The sequence below is a fragment of the Brevundimonas sp. genome (assembly GCF_035627475.1).
In the GTDB taxonomy this organism is placed as follows: Bacteria; Pseudomonadota; Alphaproteobacteria; order Caulobacterales; family Caulobacteraceae; genus Brevundimonas.
In genome coordinates this window covers 32,536-50,431 of record NZ_DASPLR010000019.1, presented here as the reverse complement: position 1 = coordinate 50,431, position 17,896 = coordinate 32,536, and the positions used below count along the sequence as shown (strand labels likewise).

Here is a 17,896-nt window from a genome sequence, read left to right as displayed (position 1 = left end):
GCATTTCGGGGCCCCAGGGTCTTTTAGTGGACCGGTTTACGAAAACGGTTGTCGGTGGACGGGAGGGTTGACGCATGAAGCGGTCCGCCTTCGCGTCGCTCTGCGGCGTTTCGAAACAGATGATCTCGAAGCACGCCGGGGCCGGTCGAATCGTCGAGGGCGAGGGCGGGGTGGACGCGGAGGCGTCTCTGGTCCTGCTCGAAGGCCACATGGACGAGGCTAAGCGGCTGCGGGCGCTGGAAATCGTCGGCGGGCAGGGCGCGAGCGCCGCTCGTGCGCCGCAGGCGCCGGCGCAGCGGTCGGCCAAGGCGGAGAAGGAGGGCGTCGAGCTCTCCATCAAGCGGCTCGAGCTGGGCAAGATGGCCGGCGAGCTGGTTGAGGTGTCCGCCGTCGAGGATGCGGCGGCCCAGGCGGTGGCGAAACTGCGGGAACGGGTCAGCCAGGGCCATCGCGACACCGCGGCGGGCATCTGCACCCAGTTCGGCGTGGCGCCCGACAAGGCCGTGGCCCTGGCGCGCTACCTGGCGAAGGAATTCGAGGCGGTCATGGGCCAGTTCGCGCGCGACATGCAGCAGCTGGCCGACCAGGACGCCTCGGCGGCGTCGAATCCGGCGGATATCGACCCCGACCTGCCCCTGCTCGCCGCCGGAGCGCACTGACCGGCCATGGCCAGCGCCTTCGCCGGCATCGCCGGCCTGGCCAGGGCGGGCACGGTCGTGTTCGGCGCCCTGGCGGAGGCCGCCGAGCCCGCGCCGATGCGCTCCGTGGCGCAGTGGGCCGAGGAAGAGCGGTACGTCGGGGCGGAATCGGGGTCATCGCGCCCGGGGAAGTGGCGCAACGCCACCACGCCCTACGGCGTCGAGCCGATGGAGTGCCTGGACGCGGACCATCCGGCCCGATCGGTGACGATCAAGGCCGGCGCCCAGCTGATCAAGTCCGAGATCGCGCTGAACTGGATCGGCCAGACCGTCGTCGACGACCCGACGGCCATGATGATGGTGCTGCCCAGCCTCGACGAGCTGCGGAACTGGAACGTCACCAAGTGGCAGCCGACCGTGGACGCCACGCCGGAGCTGAGGAAGCGCATCTTCGAAGTGGTCGAGCGCGGCCGGACCGGCTCGACCTCGACCACCAAGCGATTCCGGCGCGGCTTCCTGATCGTGACGACGGCGATCTCGTCGAAGGGCCTGCAGGGCCGTTCGGTGAAGCGCCTGATCTGCGACGAGGTGTCCGAATTCCCGGCCGACGCCGGCGGGCGGGGCGACCCGATCAAGCAGGCGCAGACGCGCGGCGACGGGCACGAGGACTTCAAGGGCCTGTACCTGTCGACGCCGAAGACCCTGCCGGACTGCCGCATCACGGTGATGTACGAGCGGGGCGACCAGCGGCTGTACTACGTCGCCTGCCCGCACTGTGAGGCCAGGCAGCATCTGCTGCTGGACCGCCTCGTCCCGTCCATGGCCCATGCCGGCCGCGTCGCCTATCAGTGCGCCGGCTGCGAGCAGCAGATCGACGAGGTGCACAAGCCGGCGATGCTGGCGGGCGGCCGCTGGATCAAGACCTACGAGGACCGCGACCCGGACGACAAGTACGCGGCGGTGAACGCCCTGAACCCGGCCCCGCCGGACGCCTTCCCGGCCTCCTGGCTGGCGCACTGGCTTTCGCGCGGCTCGGCCGGGCGGGATCCGAGCTTCCACCTGTCGCAGCTCTATTCGCCGTTCAAGTCCTGGACTCTGCTCTGGAACGAGTACGACCAGGCCAAGCGCGACGTGGCCACGGGCAAGGATCCGGAGGCGCTGAAGGTCTTCACCCAGCAGAAGCTGGGCATGGCCTACGACCCCACGGTCGATGCGCCGCCGCACCAGAAGCTGTTCGAGTCGCGCGGCCGGTTCGTGAAGCGTGGCCTGGTCCCCGCCTGGGCCTGCGAGATCATCGGCGCCGCCGACGTCCAGGGCGACCGGGTGGAGTGGGACGCCTACGCCGTCGGCCCGGACCTCTCGATGGCCCGGTTCGACTGGGGCGTGATCGAGATCGACCCGCTGGAGCCGGAGGCCTGGTCGGCCCTGGCCCAGGTCGTGGCCCGCCGCTTCGACGGCGAGGCGACCATACCGCTGGGTTTCGACATCTTCGGCATCGACCTGGGCGGCAAGAAGGGCGTGACCGAGCGGGTCTATCGCTTCGTGCGCGGCCGTCACAACGTGGTGGCGATCAAGGGCGCGTCGGATCCGGACTCCCTGCCCCTGGTGAAGGGGAAGCGGCGCACGATCCACCTGAAGTCGGGCGGCCTGACCGTCGAGCCGCACCTGGTCGGCGGCTACGGACTGAAGTCGGCCGTCTACGCCATGCTGGCCACGACCATCGCGGCGACGGAGGAGACGGGGCGGCTGCCGGGCGGGCTCTACAACCCGGCCGACGCGACCCACGAGGACTTCAAGCAGTACGTGGCCGAGGTCTTCCGCCAGCCGAAGACCATGCGGTCGAACGCGCGGGGCTGGTGGGAGCGCATCGCCGGCCAGGCCAACGAGCGGCTCGACCTCGCGGTCTATGCCCGCGGCCTGGCCTGGTTCCGAGGCGCGTTCCGGCGCACGCCGGAGGAGTGGCAGATGCTGTTCGAGGCGCGCGCCGCCCGGCCCGAGGCCGTGCTGCCGCTGTTCGAACACGCCGACGCCGCGCCGCCGCAGGTCCCGGAAGCGAAGACGGCCGAGAACCCGGGCAACGAGAGCCGGGGCTGGCACGACAGCCGGAGCAAGCTCTGATGGCCCTTTCGACCGAAGACGCCGCACGCCTGGCGTCGCTGAAGGCCGCCCGCGACCGCCTGATCAGCGGCAGCCAGGTGGAGAGCGTCACCGCCCACGGCCGCCGCGTCGACTACGGCGCCGCCGACCTGAACCGGCTCGACGCCGAGATCTGCGCCCTCGAGGCCGAGGGCGCCAGCCGCACCGGACGCCGACGCGGAGCCATCGGCTTCCGCTGGCGGACCTGAACCCCCGAAGGAGGGACCGATGACTGATCTGATAAAGCGCCTCGCCGTGGCCAGCGCAGAGCACGCTGCTGCCGTCACCGCCCTGGTGAAGTTTCCGTCCCGGCCCGTGCCGCAGACGCTGATCGCGCGGGTCGACGCTGCGAACAAGGAGCTGCAGGCGCTCGCCGGCGACGGCGAAGCCGCGCCGGAGGAGAAGAAGCCGGGCAGGAAGGGCCGCGAGAAGCCGGCGCCGGAGGTCGCCGCTCCGGCCTCCGCCTCCGAAAATGTTCAGCCGAGCGCCGAGGTAGCGAGCCCTCTCGTCTAAGCGAGCGCCGCTCGCATCGTTGCGCATGCCGCGCATCGGAGAGGGGCGTGCGTGGCCATGCGCGTCCGGGCCGCGCCGCCCCTCTCCACCCTCTGCCGGAGGCTCCCGCCCATGTCCCAGCCCCGCCGCCTGCTCGACGCGTCCGGTCGCCCGCTGCCCCAGGGCGTGGGCATGGTCGTGCGCGCCATGGCCAGCGGCGTGGGGACCATCGGCGACAGCCTGGTCCCGGCCGCCTATGACGCCGGCTCCCAGACTGACCCGATGATGGCCGACGTGGCGACCATGCGCTCGCCCGACCGGGCCTGGCTGCCGCACCGCAACACCTCGGTCGCCCGGGTCCGGGCCCTGCACCGCAACGACCCGGTCGCCAAGTCGGCGGTGAAGCGCAAGCGCACGGCCGCCGTGGGCAAGGGCTGGCGCCTCTCGTCGCGGCCCGACTATCGCGCGCTGGGGATCTCGATCGAGCAGGCCCGCGAGCTGGGCGCCGCCATCGAGACCGAGTTTCGGCCCTTCGCCTACGGCCACGACTTCCAGATCGACGCCGAACGCCAGAAGAACCTCGGCCAGCTGCTGGGCCTCATCGTCAGCCACGACATGATCGACGGCGAGGCGCTGGGTCTGGTCGAGTATGCCGACGACGAGCCGACCCGCTATCGGACCCGGCTGCGTATCGTCCACCCGGACCGCCTGTCCAACCCGACGGGCAAGCCGAACAGCCCGCAGCTGGCGGGCGGGGTCGAGCGGAACGCCGCCGGCGTGCCGGTGCGCTACTGGATCCGCGAGCGTCACCCCTCCGAGCTGGGCGTGGCCACGGCGCGGCCGAACTGGACCGGCTATGACCGCTTCACGCCCTGGGGCCGCCCCCAGGTGCTGCATACCTTCGACTGCGAGGAGGCGGGCCAGACGCGCGGCGTCTCGCGTTTCGCCGCCTCGCTGAAGAGTTTCCGCGCCCTGTCGCGTTTCACCGACGCGACCCTGCAGGCCGCCACGATCAACGCCCTGATGGTGGCCTTCATCAAGTCCAGCGCCGGTCCGGACGCCGTGTCCGAGAGCCTGTCGATGGAGGACATCCGCGGCTACGAGAGCAGCCGCGAGGGCTTCTACGACAAGCATCCCGTCTCGCTGGACGGCGGCGCCCGCATGCCGGTGCTGCCCTTCGGCGACGAGATCCAGATGCAGACCGGCGCCAAGGACGTCAGCCAGTTCGACGCCTTCATCCGCGCCGTCATCCGCCTGATCGCGGCCTCGCTGGGCGTGACCTACGAAGAGCTGACCATGGACTACTCGCAGACGAACTATTCGTCGGCGCGGGCGGCCATGATCCCGGCCTGGAACGAGACCCAGGAGCTGGTGGCGCGGCTGGAGGCCCAGATCGTCAAGCCCCTGTTCGTGGCCTGGCTCGAAGAGGCCTTCGACAGCGGCTACGTCGAGATGCCCGCAGGCGCGCCGGACTTCTACGACGCGGTCGACGCCTACGCCCAGTCGCGCTGGATCGGTCCCGGTCGCGGCTTCATCGACCCGACCAAGGAGATCGACGCCGCCGCCGCGAGGATTGAGGCCAAGGTCTCCACCCTCGAGGACGAATGCGCCGAGCAGGGCAAGGACTGGGAAGAAGTGCTGGAGCAGCAGGCCCGCGAGAAGGCCCGCCGGGCCGAACTCGAGCTGGACACGCAGTCCGGCGCCCTGGCCCGCGCCGCCGAGACCAGCCGCGATCCCGCCCACAACGCCGCGCTGGCCGAGCGCGCGGCCTGACCGAGGTTCCCATGCGCGATCCCGCCAGCCTCGCGACCCGCTATGCGGGCCGCCCCGTCCTGATGACGTCCACAGCCGCCCGGTCGTACGCCGAGCGGCTGCGGGCGCTGGACCCTCGTGCCTTCGAGCGGCCCAGCCGCATGGACGCGATCCTGCGCAAGCTGAGCTTCGTGGGGCAGGGCCGGCGAGCGCCGCTCGCGATGGAGGACGCCGAGGCCGCGGGCGACCCTATCCCCGAAGTCCCGCTGGAGGAGCGCCTCGCCTATTCCCCGCGCTGGGCCGGCGAGCCTGACGACCTTGGCTTCTGCTGGAGCCTGAACCGCGGCGTCGCCCTGATCTGCTGCGACACGCCCTTGGTGGAGCGCGGCGACATCTGGTGCGGCGACGTCTTCCACGGCTACGACACCCTGACGATCGCGTTCCGGGAGGCTCTGGCCGACGAACGGGTCAAGGGCGTGTTCCTGCGCCTGGACAGCCCCGGCGGCGTGGTCGGCGGCGGGCTGCCCGCCTTGGCGGCCCTGATCCGCGACAACCGCGAGGCCGCCGGCGGCAAGCCGATCTGGGTCTATGCCGACATGGCCTGTTCGGCCGCCTACTGGATCGCCGCCCAGGCGGACCGGATCCTGGCGCCGGGCGTCGGCCTGGTCGGATCCATCGGCGCGGTCATCGTGCACGAGAACTGGTCCGCAGCGCTCGCCAAGGAAGGCGTGGAGATCACGTCGATTGAGTTCCCGGCAGACGGCCTGAAGACCGACGGGGCTTGGTGGAAGTCACTGAGCGAGACCGCCTTGACGGCGCTCACCTCCGATGTCGCCCAGGTAGGGCGCGACTTCATCGCCGACGTTTCCGCCGGCAGGCCTCACCTGACCGGGGAGGCGCTGCTCGCCACCCAGGCCGACGCCTACATGGCCCGCCACGACGACCCTGCCCGCTCCGGCGAGGCGCTGGGCTTCGTCGACGGCATCGCCACGGAAGAGCAGGCCTTCGAGCAGCTGCTGGCCCACATCGCCGCGCCCGCCGAAGGCACGGCCGAGGACTCCCAACCCCCTGCGGCTCCGGTCTCCGGCTCCGCGCCCGCTGCATCCAAGGAGACCCCCATGCGCAGCACCACGACCGCGCCCCGCCAGTCCAAGGCCGAGCGCATCGCCGCCATCGACGCCTCCGCCGAGGACAAGCTGGATCGCATTCAGCAAATCCTCGACGAGCCGGACGAGGAAGAGAAGCCCGAGGAAGAGCCTCCGGCCGATCCGCCGGCGGACGACACCACGGCCCAGTCCGGCGCCCAGGCCGACGCCCAGCGCATCGCCGGCAGCGCCGAGGCCAAGGCCCATCCGCACCTGGCCAACGCCGCCATCGCGACCGGCCAGACCTTCGCCCAGTTCAAGGCGACGATCGCCGCCCATGCCTCCGCGCCCAAGGCCGTCCGCCAGCTGGGCGCCGCCATGGCCGGCTCGAAGCGCCTGGGCCCGGACGCGACGGCCGGCTCCAGCGGCGATGCTCAGCCCTCCGCCCTGGCCCGCCGGGCCGAGGCGCGGCGCACCGCGGCGGCCTGATCCGACACCAGCCCCGGCCCGCGCCCTGACGGGCCGGGGCTCCCGCCTTCAGGGCATTCCCAACCTGAACCGAAGAGGAGGCCGCCATGACCATGCGCGCCTATGCAATCGCCGCTGCGGCCATGGGCCTCAGCGATCTCATCCACTCCGAGTCCGACTCGACCTACACGACCAGCCGCCTGACCCTGAAGGGCGGCGTCGGCACCGCCCGCGAGGTCTCGCTCGGCCAGCTCGCCGCCATCGTCGATCGCGGGACGGCCGCCGTCACGCCGACCGCTGATGCCGGCAACACTGGCAACGGCTCCATCGGCACGGTGACGGCCGACGCCGGCGCCCAGGAAGGCGTCTGGAACGTCGTCATCATCGAACCCGCCTCCAACGCCGGCGAGTTCGAAGTGACCCGCCCGGACGGCACGGTCGACGGCACCGGCACGGTCGCCGTGGCCTACAACGGCGGCATCAACTTCACCCTGGCCGACGGCGCGACCGACTTCGCCGCCGGGGACCGATGGACCATCGGGGTCAACTTCCCCGACGACGACGGCAAGGCCGTGGCCTGGGACCCGGCCGGGACGGACGGCAGCCAGTTCATCGCCGGCGTCTTCCTGGAGAACGCCGTGGCCGACGTCGGTGTCGACGGCAAGGTCAACGTCCTTGCTCGCGGCCGGGCCATCCTGCGCCGCGAGAACATCGTCTGGCCGGACGGCGCCACGGCCGACCAGAAGGCCGCCGCCTATCAGGCGCTCAAGGCGCTCGGCATCGAGCCGCGCGTCTCGGGCTAAGCCCGAACCCAAACGGCCGCGGCGTGCGCCCTGACGCGCCGCGGCCCTGACGACCCGCAGGGCGCTCCCTCACATCATCCCGAGAAAAGGAGGTCCCGATGGACCCCGAAGTCCTTGAGGGCGCATCCGCCCTGCCGTTCCTGGCCGCCGACCACGTCGCGTCCATCAACACCATCCCGTCGACCTTCGGCCAGCTGAACGCCGACGGCATGTTCCCGGCCGAAGGCCTGCCCACGGCCTTCGTCGAGATCATCATCGAAAACGGCGTCATCCGCGCCCTGCCGGCCACGCCGGACGGCCGCCCGTCGAGCATCGCCCGGCACGAGAAGTCGTCCAGCATCATCCTGAAGATCCCGAACGTCAGCCACGAAGACAGCGTCATGGCCGTGGATCTTCGCGACTGGCTGGCCATGGCCCGCCGCTCGCGCGACGGCGAGGATACGCTGGCCGGCTTCGTCGAGAAGCGGCATCGCCGCAACCGCCTGAAGTTCGACATGACCCTCGAGGTCATGAAGATGGGTGCGCTGAAGGGGCTGATCAAAGACGGCGCCGGCGACACCCTCTACGACCTCAACTCCATCTTCGGCGTCACTCGCAAGACGGTCTACTTCGACCTCGCCAACACCTCGACCAATGTGGCCGAGAAGATCGAGGAGGTGGTCGCCTGGATCGAGGATCACCTGATCAACGAGACGGCCAACGGCATCGAGGCGCGGGTCTCGCCGGAGTTCATGACGGCGCTGATCAACCACGCCAGCTTCCAGAAGTACTTCCTGCAGACGCCGGAAGCCCAGGCCCTTCTGGCGGTCGGCCGCAGCCAGTCGGCCAACGGCTTCAGCCGCACGTTCGACACCCGCGCCGGCCTCGTGCTGCGCGAGTACCGCGCCCGCTACACTCCTTGGGGCGCGGACTCGACCGTTCGTCTGATCGACGAGGGCGAGGGGCACGCCTACCCGACCGGCACGATCGACGTGGAGCGCACCTACGTCGCGCCGCCCATCGACATGGCCGAACTGGGCAGCGTCGGCGACACCGCGGACCTGATCCACATGACGGTCGAGCCGATGAAGCACGGCCGCGGCGAGGAGTGGGCGTACCAGATGAACGCCCTGCCGGTCTGGAGCCAGCCGGCCCTGGTGGTCGACCTGGACGACGGCGCCGACCCGGGCTGATCGCCCGCCTGACGCGGGGGCGAGCGCCGCTCGCTCCCGCGCTTTCCTCACGCGGAGGCCCAGCATGTCATTCACCGACCTGGTCCTCGGGATCGACGACGCGGTCGAGACGCATCTCTGCGATCCGGCCGTCTATCGCTCGCTCGACGCGCCGGCGACGGACGTCGAGATCCGCGCCGTGCTGGAGCGGCCGAGCGAGGCCGAGCAGATCCAGCAGACCGCCTGGGTGCGGTCCAAGCCGACCGTCCGCTTCCGCCGCGCTGGCGTGCCGTCGCCCCGTCGCGGCGACCTGATCCAGTTCGGCGCCGCGCCCTGGAGCGGCGCCCGCGAGACCTGGGCGCTCGCCGCCGTCCCCGAAGCGCCCGACGACGGCGGCTGGTGGGTCTGCGACGTCGAGCCCGCCTAGGGAGCGATCCTGATGCAGATCGGCGCGGCCCTGCTGGGCAACCTCGACGACGAGATGCGCAAGGGCCGCAGCCACGTCGCCCGGGCGGCCCGGACGGCCATCGTCGGCACGGCCCAGGGGTTGCAATCGAAACTGCGGCAGGACTTTGCCTCCTCGCGCCTGGCGCGGGGGGCGGAACTGCAGAAGACATGGCGGGTGCGGTTCTATCCCGCCGGGGCGAAGGAGACGCTGAACCCGGCGGCCCTGGTCTATTCGACCATGCCGCAGGTGACGATGGCCTTCGAGAAGGGCGCGACCGTCACCGTCAACGGCAAGAAGGGGGCCCTGGTCCCGAATGCCGCGGTTTGGGGCGAGGGGCGGGTGCGCCGGCCGAGCGGCCGGGCGTCCAAGTCGGTTTCGACCTTCGACGTGGCCCTGCGCCGCTACGGCGGATTGCAGTGGATCCCGACGCCGGGCAACGACGACCTGGTCGGGGTGTTCGTGGCCAAGCTGGACAAGGGGCTGAGCCGGACCGGAAAGCGCCGCAAGGCCGGGGTCCGGGCCCTGCGAAAGGGCGAGTACGACCGCGAGGTCGTGTTCTGGGTCATCCATGAGCCGCGGCTGCCCCGCCTGTTGCGGGGCGACGTGATCCGCCGCCGCACCGAACGCGATGCGCCCGACGAGATCGCCCGGCGCTTCATCGCCGCCTTCGAGCGCGACCAGGGCGGCGTCCAGGCGCGACTGACCGGACCGGAGATGTGACATGGCGGGCATCGGTCCGGTCGGTACGGCCTATCAGGCGCTGCACGGCCGCATCGAGGCGGCCCTTCGTGCTGGCGACATCCTGGGCCCGGACGACCGGCTGCAGCTGGATCCGGAATCCCCGTTCGAGCCGAACGGCGACGAGCGGGAACTGATCAGTTCCGCCGCCATGCTGAAGGTCCAGACCCGGCCGAACCGGGCCGAGATGGGCGGGCCCAACGGCGCCGTCTGGGCCGTCGAGTGCGACGTCCGCGTCGAGCTGGCCTGCGCCGGTCCGCAACGGCTGCGCCAGGCGCGGCTGCAGACCTTCGAACATGGCCTCGCCGCCATGGCCGCTGCCGTCACTGACGACGCCACCCTGGGCGGCGCGGCCGAGCGCTGCTGGCTGGTCGGCCGCGAGGACGGTGACCTGCCGCCCAACGGCTCCCTGGCCGTGTTGGGCGTCACCTTTCGCGTCCGGTCCGGCGACATGCTGGGCCTGACCTATCCCCGCTAGGAGCGCGCCATGTCCGCGAAGGCTGGAACCAAGAAGACCGACGCCCCGCTGGATCGGGATCTCGACGGCGAGGCCGGCGGATCGACCGGCAAGGTCCCGGTCGTCACCCTCGAGGGCGGGATCGACGAGATGCCGATCGGCGAGGCGCGCGCTGCGATCGACGCCGGGAGCGTCCTGCGCCTCGCGACCGAGATCGACCTGAAGATCGCCGGCAGGCTCTGAGCCTCCGCGCTCCCCTGACACCTGACCCTCATCCCACCCCTTCTCCCTGAGGGAGAAGGGCGACGGCAGCGCCTTCGGCGCCGCGCTTCTTGCACCGGAGGCCCTCATGCCCGACGACCTGTTCTACGGCGCCGATTGCGAGATGCGCATCGCGCCGATGGCCGATGCGACGACCGCGCCGGCGGCGGACGACTGGATCAACATCCCCTTCGTCAGCTTCAGCGGCAACGTCAGCCGCGAGCGCCGGCCGTCGCCGGAGCTGGGCCTGCCGCGCCACAACTCGCTGGACCCGGTGAAGCCGACGCCCGGCTTCGAGCGGTTCTCGGGCGACCTGACGGTGCGGCTGGACAGCCGCCGCACCCCGCTGCTGCTGCGTCACGCGCTGGGCGCGCCGACGACCGGGGCGGCCGTGTCGGGCATCTATCCGCACGTCTGGAACTCCGGCTCGAAGACGCCGCACTACTTCGCCCTGGCCATCCGCACGGCGGCGGACCAGGTGCGCGAGTACCAGGGCCTGGCGGTGCCCAGCCTGTCGCTGTCGGTCAACGCCGAACAGACCCAGGACTTCGAACTGACCCTGCCGCTGCGGGGCCTGCGCCGCTCGCGCCTGGCCGATTTCGCCGGCGACGCGCCGCCGGCCATGGTCAGCGCCGGCGCCATCAGCCGCGCCCTGCTGAAGATCGACGACGTCGCCGCCACCCGCACCGGCGAGGCGACCTGGAACTGGGACCGCGGCCTGGCCGAGGAGGCCTTCCTGTCCACCACCCCGACCATTTCGGAGCTGCGTCCCGGCGCTGCGTCCATGGGCGGCACGGCGCGCTTCGGCTCGGTCGCCGAGGCCTTCGACGACATCGAGGAGGGAGACACCGAGTTCAGCGCCAAGGTCGAACTGCTGGGCGTCCTGACCAACCACAAGATCACCTTCGAGCATCCCCAGGCGATGCTGAACGCGCCGCCACTGGCGGTCAGCGGACCGGGCCTGATCGAGCGCACCATCAGCTGGTTCGCCTTCCAGGACGCCGATGCGCCGGGCGCCCGCATCACCGTCAACAATAACGTGGCGACCTACGCATGATCCGGCTCCCCACGGCCGACCAGCTGGCGGAACTGGCGCGGCCGGTCTGGCGCGACTACGGCCACATCCTGCCCGGCGTCCGCTGCCAGGTGCGCGGGCTCACGTCGATGGATCTCGACGCCGCCCGGCGCCGGGCCCAGGGCGTCATCCGCCGCATGGCCACGGCCGCCGACGACCTGGACACGACGCTCGCCGACTACGGCCTCGGCGGCGAGGATGCGAGCGGCGCTCGCTTCAATCCGGCCGACCCGGACCAGGCCGGGCGCATCGGCATGCTGATCGGCAGCGTCGAGGTGGTGCTGGAAGGACTCGTCGCCTGGGAGGGGATCTCGCTGGACGGCGAGACCGTCGCCCCCATCAACCGCCAGACCCTGGCCGTGGCCCTGCTGCACGACGGGCTGGAGCGGAAGCTGATGGCCGACATATCGGCCCTGTCCGACCGGATCCTCGCCGAGGGAAAGCCCTCGGGGGCCTCGCAGCCTGGTTCTTCCGGGCGGACGGCGCAGGCCCCAACCCGAGATACTGCCGCGAAAGCTGCAAGGCGACGGACCAGCCGTGCAGCCAAGGCCGGCGCGGCCGCAACGGACAGTTCTGCCCCGAAGTAGAGCACCGCCCGACGACGGAGGAGGGCGGGCGGCTCTGGGCCCTGCTGCAGCGCCCTTCGGCCTGGCGCGGCGGCGGGATGAGCCCGATGCGCATCGACCGGGCCGAGATCCGGCGGCGTATGTCCGGCGCCCTGCCGGACGCCGTGCTGGATGAACTGATCGACCACTACGAGCCGCAGGCGCTCGCCGCCATGCGCGAGGCGGAGTCGAAGCGGCGTGAACTGAAGGCGCGGCAGGACGCCGGCGGCGACGGCAGACCGTCCGAACCCTGATCGGAGGCCGGCATGGCGGAGATGGTGGGTTCGGGGAGCAAGGGCGTCGGCGTCCGCCTGTTCGTCGAGGGCGGCGAGCTGGTCCGCAAGACGTTCGACCAGATCGGCGACAGCGGCAAGAAGATGTGGGCCGAGCTGGGCGCCGGCACGAAACAGGCGAACCCCGCGCTGAAGGGCGTCAACGCCATCGCCGACGAGGGCAAGCAGGCCATCGCCGGCCTGGCCGACCAGGCCGGCGGCCTGGGCCGGGCGCTCAGCGCCGTCGGCCCGCTGGGCGTGGCGGCGGCGGCGGCCATGGGCGGCCTCGCCATCGCCATCAACCGCGCCCGCGAGGCCATGACCTGGGCGGCCGACCTGACCGACCAGGCCGAGCAGCTGGGGGTGACGACCGAGGCGCTGCAGGCCTATCGCTTCGCCGCCGAGGACGTTGGCGCCTCGGCCGGGGCGATGGAGTCGAGCCTCGGCAGCCTGAACAAGGCCATCGGCGCAATCCGCACCGGGGTCGGCGACGGCAAGGTGGTCGAGGCCCTGCAGGCCATCGGCTTCACGCCGGAGCAGATCGCCAGCCTGGAAAGCGCCGACCAGCTGCTCCTGGCTGTGGCCGACAAGATCGCGGAGACCGGCGACATCGCCGAGGCGACCAAGATCGCCGACGCGCTCGGGATCGACCGGGAACTGATCCCGGCCCTGATGCGCGGCAGCACCGCCCTGACCGATGCGACCGAAAAGGCGCGGAATCTCGGCCTGGTCATGGGCGACGACCTGGTCGCCGGCCTCGACGCCGCCAACCGCGAGGTCGAGATCGCCAACCAGCGGATCGGCATGGAGATGCGCCGGGCCTTCGTGGAACTGGCGCCGGCCATCGCGGGCACGACCTCGGCCCTGGCCGACTTCCTCGGCTGGGCGCGCCAGACCGCGAACGATCCGGGGTTCCAGACCCTGATGAGCTACCTGGTCCCGGGCGGTGCGGACCTGCGCCGGGGCATGCGGCGGATCCGCGACCAGGCGGCCATGGCGGCGCGGGTCGGCACGACGGACGAGAGTTCCGTCGCGTCGAACTACGACCTCTCGGGCCTGTCGGTAAACACGCCGCGGCTGACCACGGTCGCCCCGCCCGTCCGCTCCGGCGGCGGCGGAGTGCGGGCCGGTGGCGGATCCTCCGCCCGCCCGGCCGGCATCAAGGCCGAACGCTACGACCGGATCGAGATCGTCAGCGCCGAGGAAATCTCGCGCATGCAGCTGGCGCTCCAGCTGGAGACGGCGCGCATCGCCAAGAACGAGCAGCTGATTGCGGCCTTGGAGCGCGAGCTGGAGCTGCGCGAGCTGATCGACCGCTACACGAAGATGGGCCTGTCGGAGGACGACGCCCGGACCAGCGCGGAACTGACCCAGTGGCAGCGCGACCAGGCCCGCTTCGCCGACATGAGCGGCTTCACGGCCAACCGGGCCGACGAGCTGCGCGCGTCTTTCGACGCTCTGGAGGAGACCCGCCAGGCCCGCATCGACGACATGCGCCAGGTCTGGCGCGAGGGGGCGCGGGCGGCCGTGGCCGGCGACTTCAAGGAATGGCTGGCCGACCAGATCGGCCAGGCCTGGTTGAAGGGCCTCGACGACGTGTCCGGCCAGCTGTTCGACCTGCTGTTCAACATCATCGGCGGCGGCTCCGGCGCCTTCGGCATGAGCGGGACCGGCTCGGGTTCCGGCGGCTTCGACTGGCTGGGCGCCATCGGCAGCGTGTTCGGCCTGGGCGGCGGCTCCAGCGGCTGGGGTTCGCCGGGGAGCCCGGGCTTCGGCGGGGGCGGCGGCACGGCGAAGATCGAACTGACGTCGAAGATGGCCGTGCCCGAGGGGTATGTCCCCGACGCCAAGCTGCAGCAGATGTTCGCCGCAACCCACGAGTCCGCCATCCAGAAGGCGGTCGAGATGGTGCGGGAGCGCAACCCGGACATGACGATCGAGCATCGGCTGCTCAGGGGCTGAGGGGTGAAGCATGGCTGACGCTTGGCCCCTGTCGTCCTTTCCGATCGGCTTCTATCGCCCGCGGATCGTGGGGACCGTCTTCGACGGTGGCCCGACCATCTTCCGGCCGGGCCAACTAGCCCGGGTGGACGGCGGCGGCTGGTGGGAAATGGAGCTGGACGGCTCGAAGATCACCACCCAGGCGCAGCGTCAGGAGTGGAACGCGCTGATGCTGGACGCGGAACAGGGCGTGGGCCTGTTCGAAGTGCCGTACCTGCAGGAGACGCCTGAAATCCATACCGCCCGGTCGCAAGGCGCCGTGGCGCTCGGCGCGACGACGGTGGCGATCCAGCGGCTGTCGGGCGGCGGCGGGTGGAGCATCGGCCGCGGCATGGTCTTCGAAGTCGATCATCCGACCGTCGGAAAGCGCGCCTACATGGTGAAGCGCCAGATCTCGAACGTCGGCAGCGTCGACACCTGCGAGGTCCGCCCCACGGTGCGCGAAGCCTTCGCCGACGACACGCCACTGAACTTCATCAACCCCCACATCCTGATGCGGATCGACGACCGCGAGGGCGACGCCTGGCCGCGGTTCGACGGGACCTGGGGCGCCGAGACCTCGGTGCGTTTCGTCGAGGCCTTCGGGGTCTGACCATGGCTTTCATCTCAAGCGAGGCCGCAGCCGCCGCCGCGAAGAACCAGGTGCGCGCGCTCTACTTCCTGCGCGTGGCCACTGACCCTGTGCTCCGCTGCTGTTCCTCCGCCGGCGACCGCCAGCTGCCCGAAGACAACGTAGAAACCACGGATGGGGCGACCTATCTGGGGGTCGGCGAAGTGACCGATGTGCCGGTGTTCGAGGCCGTGGTGAACGGCGCGGCGCAACGGACCAGCTTCGTCCTGTCGGGGGTGTCGGACCGGGTGTTGGCCCTGGCCCAGCTCGACGCGCCGTCGATCCGGGGTGCGGAGGCGAATTTCGGCGTCCTGTTCCTGGGCGAGGACCTGCAGCCGGTCGCCGACATGCTCTGGCTGCGCCGGGGCGTAGCAGACCAGTTGGTGACGGCGCGCCGCTTCGGAGCGCGGTCCGTGGCCCTATCTATCGGCTGGGGCCTGGTGAACCGCCGCCGGCCCTGGCTGTCATTCTTCACCCGGCAGTACCAGATCCGGCGTTCACCGACCGACAAGGGCTGCGACCGCACGCCGAGGTATGAGCGCGCCAATCGGAAGTGGCCGCTGTGGGGCGACTGAAACTCGGCGGTTTCCTAGATCAGGCGGCGCGCACACCCTTTGTCTGGGGCGGCCTGGCGGGTCAGGACTGCATGATCTTCGTCGCCGACTGGGCCCTCTTGCGGACCGGGCGGGACCCGGCGGCGCGCTGGCGCGGGTCCTACGACAGCGAGGCGGGCGCGGGCCTTATTCTGGACGCCCTGGGCGGCCTGGTCCCGTTGCTCGACGAAGGGCTCGGCGCGGACGGCTGGGTTAGCACGGCCGATCCCGTCAGCGGCGACATCGGCGCGGTCGAGGTGCGGGCCGTTGATGGGCGAGCGGCGCTCGCCGGCGCGGTCCGCACCGGCGGCCTTTGGGCCGTCAAGGCTCAGTCCGGTCTGGGCCTGATCCGCGCCGCCCCTGCCGCCGCCTGGACCTGGCCCGAGAGGTAACGACATGCCACAGGCGATGGTGGCCGCCGTCGCGGCGGTCGGAAACTGGGTCGCCCACGCGACGGCGACCGTCCTGATCAACGCCGGCGTCGGGATCAACACGGCCTTCGCCATCGCCCACGTCGCGGGGGCCGTCGTCGAAGGTCTGGTCTACACCGGGCTTCAGGCCGGCGCGGCGGCCCTGATGGCGCCGGAAGTGCCCAAGTCCGAGGCCGGCAAGACGGCCCTGCTGCAGCCCATGCCCGCCCGCCAGTACGTGCTGGGCCAGGCGCGGGTTTCCGGGCCCTACATGCTGTGGGAGTCGAAGAAACGCCTCTACGACGTGATCGCCTTCGCCGACCAGGAGCTCGACTCCATCGGCAAGCTTTGGCTGCACGACGACGAGGTCACCGTCGACGCCAACAACAAGGTCAACCGGTTGCCGACAGGGGCGTACGGCGGCCACGGGGTGTGGATCTTCACCCGCCTCGGCCTGCCGACGGAGACAAGCTACACGGTCGAGTCCACGCTCGGCGGGAGCGGCGAGGTGCCGGTGGGCCCCACGCCGTTTTCCGAACTGGGCGCCGACGTCTGGACCGAGGATCACCGGCTGGACGGCATCGCTTCGGGCTGCCTGATCTGCGCGCCGGTCGAGCAGGACCGGTTTCACCGGGTGTTCCCGAACGGCTATCCGGTGCTGCAGGTCGAGGCGAAGGCCAAGCACTACGACTGGCGGCCCGAAGGCGTCGATGAGCAGGATCCGGACGACGATGCGACGCACCTTCCGTCGCTCAACCCGATCGTGCTGTTGGCGAACTATCTCACCACACCGACCGAGACGGAGACCCGTGGAGACCGCTTCGACCGGCTGATCCTGCCGCAGATCCAGTCCTGGACGACCGCGGCAGACGACTGCGACGACGAGATCCCGCTCAAGGCCGGCGGCTCCGAGCCGCGCTACCGGGCGGTCGGCGTGTTCTACTATGCGTCCACCCATCCGGTGGAAGTCATTGCCCGGCTGTTGGAGGCCTGCGACGGCTGGATGGCCGAGTCGGGGGACGGCTCGTGGACCGTCCAGGCGGGCGTGTTCCGCGAGCCCACCTTCACCCTGGTGGGCAAGGCCGAGGGCGGGCACATCCGCGAGATCGTCCACAATACCGGGCGACCCAGCGAACAGGCCGTCAACGAACTGGCCTTCAGCTACAACTCGCTCGACCACGCGTATTCGATGGCGCCGGGCGACCCCTGGCGTGACGAGGCCGACATCGCCGAGCTGGGCGCGGTGATGACCCAGTCGCTGCCTCTGGGCGCCGTGCCCAGCCACGGCCAGGGCCGGCGGCTGTGCAAGCGCCGGATGCACCGGATGACCGCGCCCGGCTGGGGGCGGTGCCGAACCGACCTGGTCGGGTTCAACATCCTCGGCGAACGGCTGATCAAGATCGCCGTCGAAGACGGGGAGTGGGACGCGCTCCAGGACATCACCGTCGAGGTCGTCGGCTCGCCACGGATCGACTTCAAGAACCTGGCGGTCGAGTTCGATTACGTCGTCATCGACATCGCCGCCGCCAACGCCTGGGATCCGGAGACGGAAGAGGGCGAAGCGCCCCTGTCGGACGACGACCTCGGCGACACCGATCCCGACAGCATCGACACGCCCACCATCGGCGGCGTGGCCGAGGACGGCGTGCAGCTGGAGATCACGCTTACCGGCCTCGAAACCGGGGCCAACGTGGCCACGCGCTGGCGGGAACTGGGCATGGAGAACTGGCTGACGGCATCGCCGAACGAGCCGGTGAATCTGGGCGGCGGGATCTGGACCATCAACACATCGACCGTGACCCAGGGCGCCACGCTGGAGGTCGCGATCGCCGCGGTGATCGACGGCTTCTACTCCGACTGGACCGAGCCCTTCGAGTTCACCACCACGGGAGGGGCCTGAG

General features: G+C 71.0%; 20 protein-coding genes. All 20 read left to right on the top strand.

What is annotated here, in order from left to right:
• Positions 1 to 74 precede the first annotated feature (74 nt).
• The 20 genes from VEA62_RS04735 (at position 75) to VEA62_RS04640 (ending at position 17,895) form a co-directional block, all read left to right on the top strand.
• Positions 75 to 659: a hypothetical protein gene (locus VEA62_RS04735; RefSeq protein ID WP_324819081.1), complete on the top strand. Its 585-nt coding sequence runs from the start codon at positions 75 to 77 to the stop codon at positions 657 to 659.
• 6 nt (positions 660 to 665) lie between these two features.
• On the top strand, positions 666 to 2,756 hold the full coding sequence (locus VEA62_RS04730) for a terminase gpA endonuclease subunit (protein WP_324819078.1): 2,091 nt from the start codon (positions 666 to 668) through the stop codon (positions 2,754 to 2,756).
• Complete coding sequence (gene gpW / locus VEA62_RS04725; protein WP_324819074.1) at positions 2,756 to 2,983, top strand: gpW family head-tail joining protein; 228 nt, start codon at positions 2,756 to 2,758, stop codon at positions 2,981 to 2,983. Before VEA62_RS04730 ends, gpW begins: the two co-directional genes overlap by 1 nt.
• Before the next feature lie 19 nt (positions 2,984 to 3,002).
• Positions 3,003 to 3,287 carry a hypothetical protein gene (locus tag VEA62_RS04720; RefSeq protein ID WP_324819071.1) on the top strand — a complete coding sequence of 95 codons (285 nt, stop codon included), beginning with the start codon at positions 3,003 to 3,005 and terminating at the stop codon, positions 3,285 to 3,287.
• A gap of 111 nt (positions 3,288 to 3,398) precedes the next feature.
• On the top strand, positions 3,399 to 5,039 hold the full coding sequence (locus VEA62_RS04715) for a phage portal protein (protein WP_324819069.1): 1,641 nt from the start codon (positions 3,399 to 3,401) through the stop codon (positions 5,037 to 5,039).
• An 11-nt stretch (positions 5,040 to 5,050) separates the two neighbouring features.
• Positions 5,051 to 6,592, top strand: coding sequence for a S49 family peptidase (locus VEA62_RS04710; protein ID WP_324819066.1), 1,542 nt, complete (start codon positions 5,051 to 5,053; stop codon positions 6,590 to 6,592).
• Positions 6,593 to 6,678: 86 nt separating this feature from the next.
• The gene (locus VEA62_RS04705) at positions 6,679 to 7,374 is read left to right on the top strand and encodes a head decoration protein (protein ID WP_324819064.1); all 696 of its coding nucleotides are present in this window, start codon (positions 6,679 to 6,681) and stop codon (positions 7,372 to 7,374) included.
• Between the two features lie 98 nt (positions 7,375 to 7,472).
• Positions 7,473 to 8,546: a major capsid protein gene (locus VEA62_RS04700; RefSeq protein WP_324819062.1), complete on the top strand. Its 1,074-nt coding sequence runs from the start codon at positions 7,473 to 7,475 to the stop codon at positions 8,544 to 8,546.
• Positions 8,547 to 8,610: 64 nt separating this feature from the next.
• Complete coding sequence (locus tag VEA62_RS04695) at positions 8,611 to 8,952, top strand: head-tail joining protein (RefSeq protein ID WP_324819059.1); 342 nt, start codon at positions 8,611 to 8,613, stop codon at positions 8,950 to 8,952.
• A 12-nt stretch (positions 8,953 to 8,964) separates the two neighbouring features.
• Entirely contained in the window at positions 8,965 to 9,693 is a 729-nt protein-coding gene (locus tag VEA62_RS04690) for a DUF6441 family protein (protein WP_324819058.1), read from the top strand.
• A gap of 1 nt (position 9,694) precedes the next feature.
• On the top strand, positions 9,695 to 10,189 hold the full coding sequence (locus tag VEA62_RS04685) for a hypothetical protein (protein WP_324819056.1): 495 nt from the start codon (positions 9,695 to 9,697) through the stop codon (positions 10,187 to 10,189).
• A gap of 9 nt (positions 10,190 to 10,198) precedes the next feature.
• The gene (locus VEA62_RS04680) at positions 10,199 to 10,411 is read left to right on the top strand and encodes a hypothetical protein (RefSeq protein WP_324819054.1); all 213 of its coding nucleotides are present in this window, start codon (positions 10,199 to 10,201) and stop codon (positions 10,409 to 10,411) included.
• A gap of 106 nt (positions 10,412 to 10,517) precedes the next feature.
• Positions 10,518 to 11,486: a phage tail tube protein gene (locus tag VEA62_RS04675; protein WP_324819052.1), complete on the top strand. Its 969-nt coding sequence runs from the start codon at positions 10,518 to 10,520 to the stop codon at positions 11,484 to 11,486.
• Complete coding sequence (locus VEA62_RS04670) at positions 11,483 to 12,091, top strand: hypothetical protein (RefSeq protein ID WP_324819049.1); 609 nt, start codon at positions 11,483 to 11,485, stop codon at positions 12,089 to 12,091. Before VEA62_RS04675 ends, VEA62_RS04670 begins: the two co-directional genes overlap by 4 nt.
• Before the next feature lie 86 nt (positions 12,092 to 12,177).
• Positions 12,178 to 12,363 carry a hypothetical protein gene (locus VEA62_RS04665; RefSeq protein WP_324819046.1) on the top strand — a complete coding sequence of 62 codons (186 nt, stop codon included), beginning with the start codon at positions 12,178 to 12,180 and terminating at the stop codon, positions 12,361 to 12,363.
• A gap of 12 nt (positions 12,364 to 12,375) precedes the next feature.
• Positions 12,376 to 14,343 carry a hypothetical protein gene (locus tag VEA62_RS04660; protein WP_324819043.1) on the top strand — a complete coding sequence of 656 codons (1,968 nt, stop codon included), beginning with the start codon at positions 12,376 to 12,378 and terminating at the stop codon, positions 14,341 to 14,343.
• A gap of 10 nt (positions 14,344 to 14,353) precedes the next feature.
• Positions 14,354 to 14,974, top strand: a complete 621-nt coding sequence (locus VEA62_RS04655; protein WP_324819040.1) for a hypothetical protein — start codon at positions 14,354 to 14,356, stop codon at positions 14,972 to 14,974.
• Between the two features lie 2 nt (positions 14,975 to 14,976).
• Positions 14,977 to 15,567 carry a hypothetical protein gene (locus tag VEA62_RS04650; protein ID WP_324819038.1) on the top strand — a complete coding sequence of 197 codons (591 nt, stop codon included), beginning with the start codon at positions 14,977 to 14,979 and terminating at the stop codon, positions 15,565 to 15,567.
• Positions 15,546 to 15,977 (top strand): DUF6950 family protein, encoded by a 432-nt coding sequence (locus tag VEA62_RS04645; protein ID WP_414641823.1) that lies wholly within the window; start codon positions 15,546 to 15,548, stop codon positions 15,975 to 15,977. Before VEA62_RS04650 ends, VEA62_RS04645 begins: the two co-directional genes overlap by 22 nt.
• A 4-nt stretch (positions 15,978 to 15,981) precedes the next feature.
• Positions 15,982 to 17,895: a hypothetical protein gene (locus VEA62_RS04640; RefSeq protein ID WP_324819032.1), complete on the top strand. Its 1,914-nt coding sequence runs from the start codon at positions 15,982 to 15,984 to the stop codon at positions 17,893 to 17,895.
• Position 17,896: the final 1 nt, after the last annotated feature.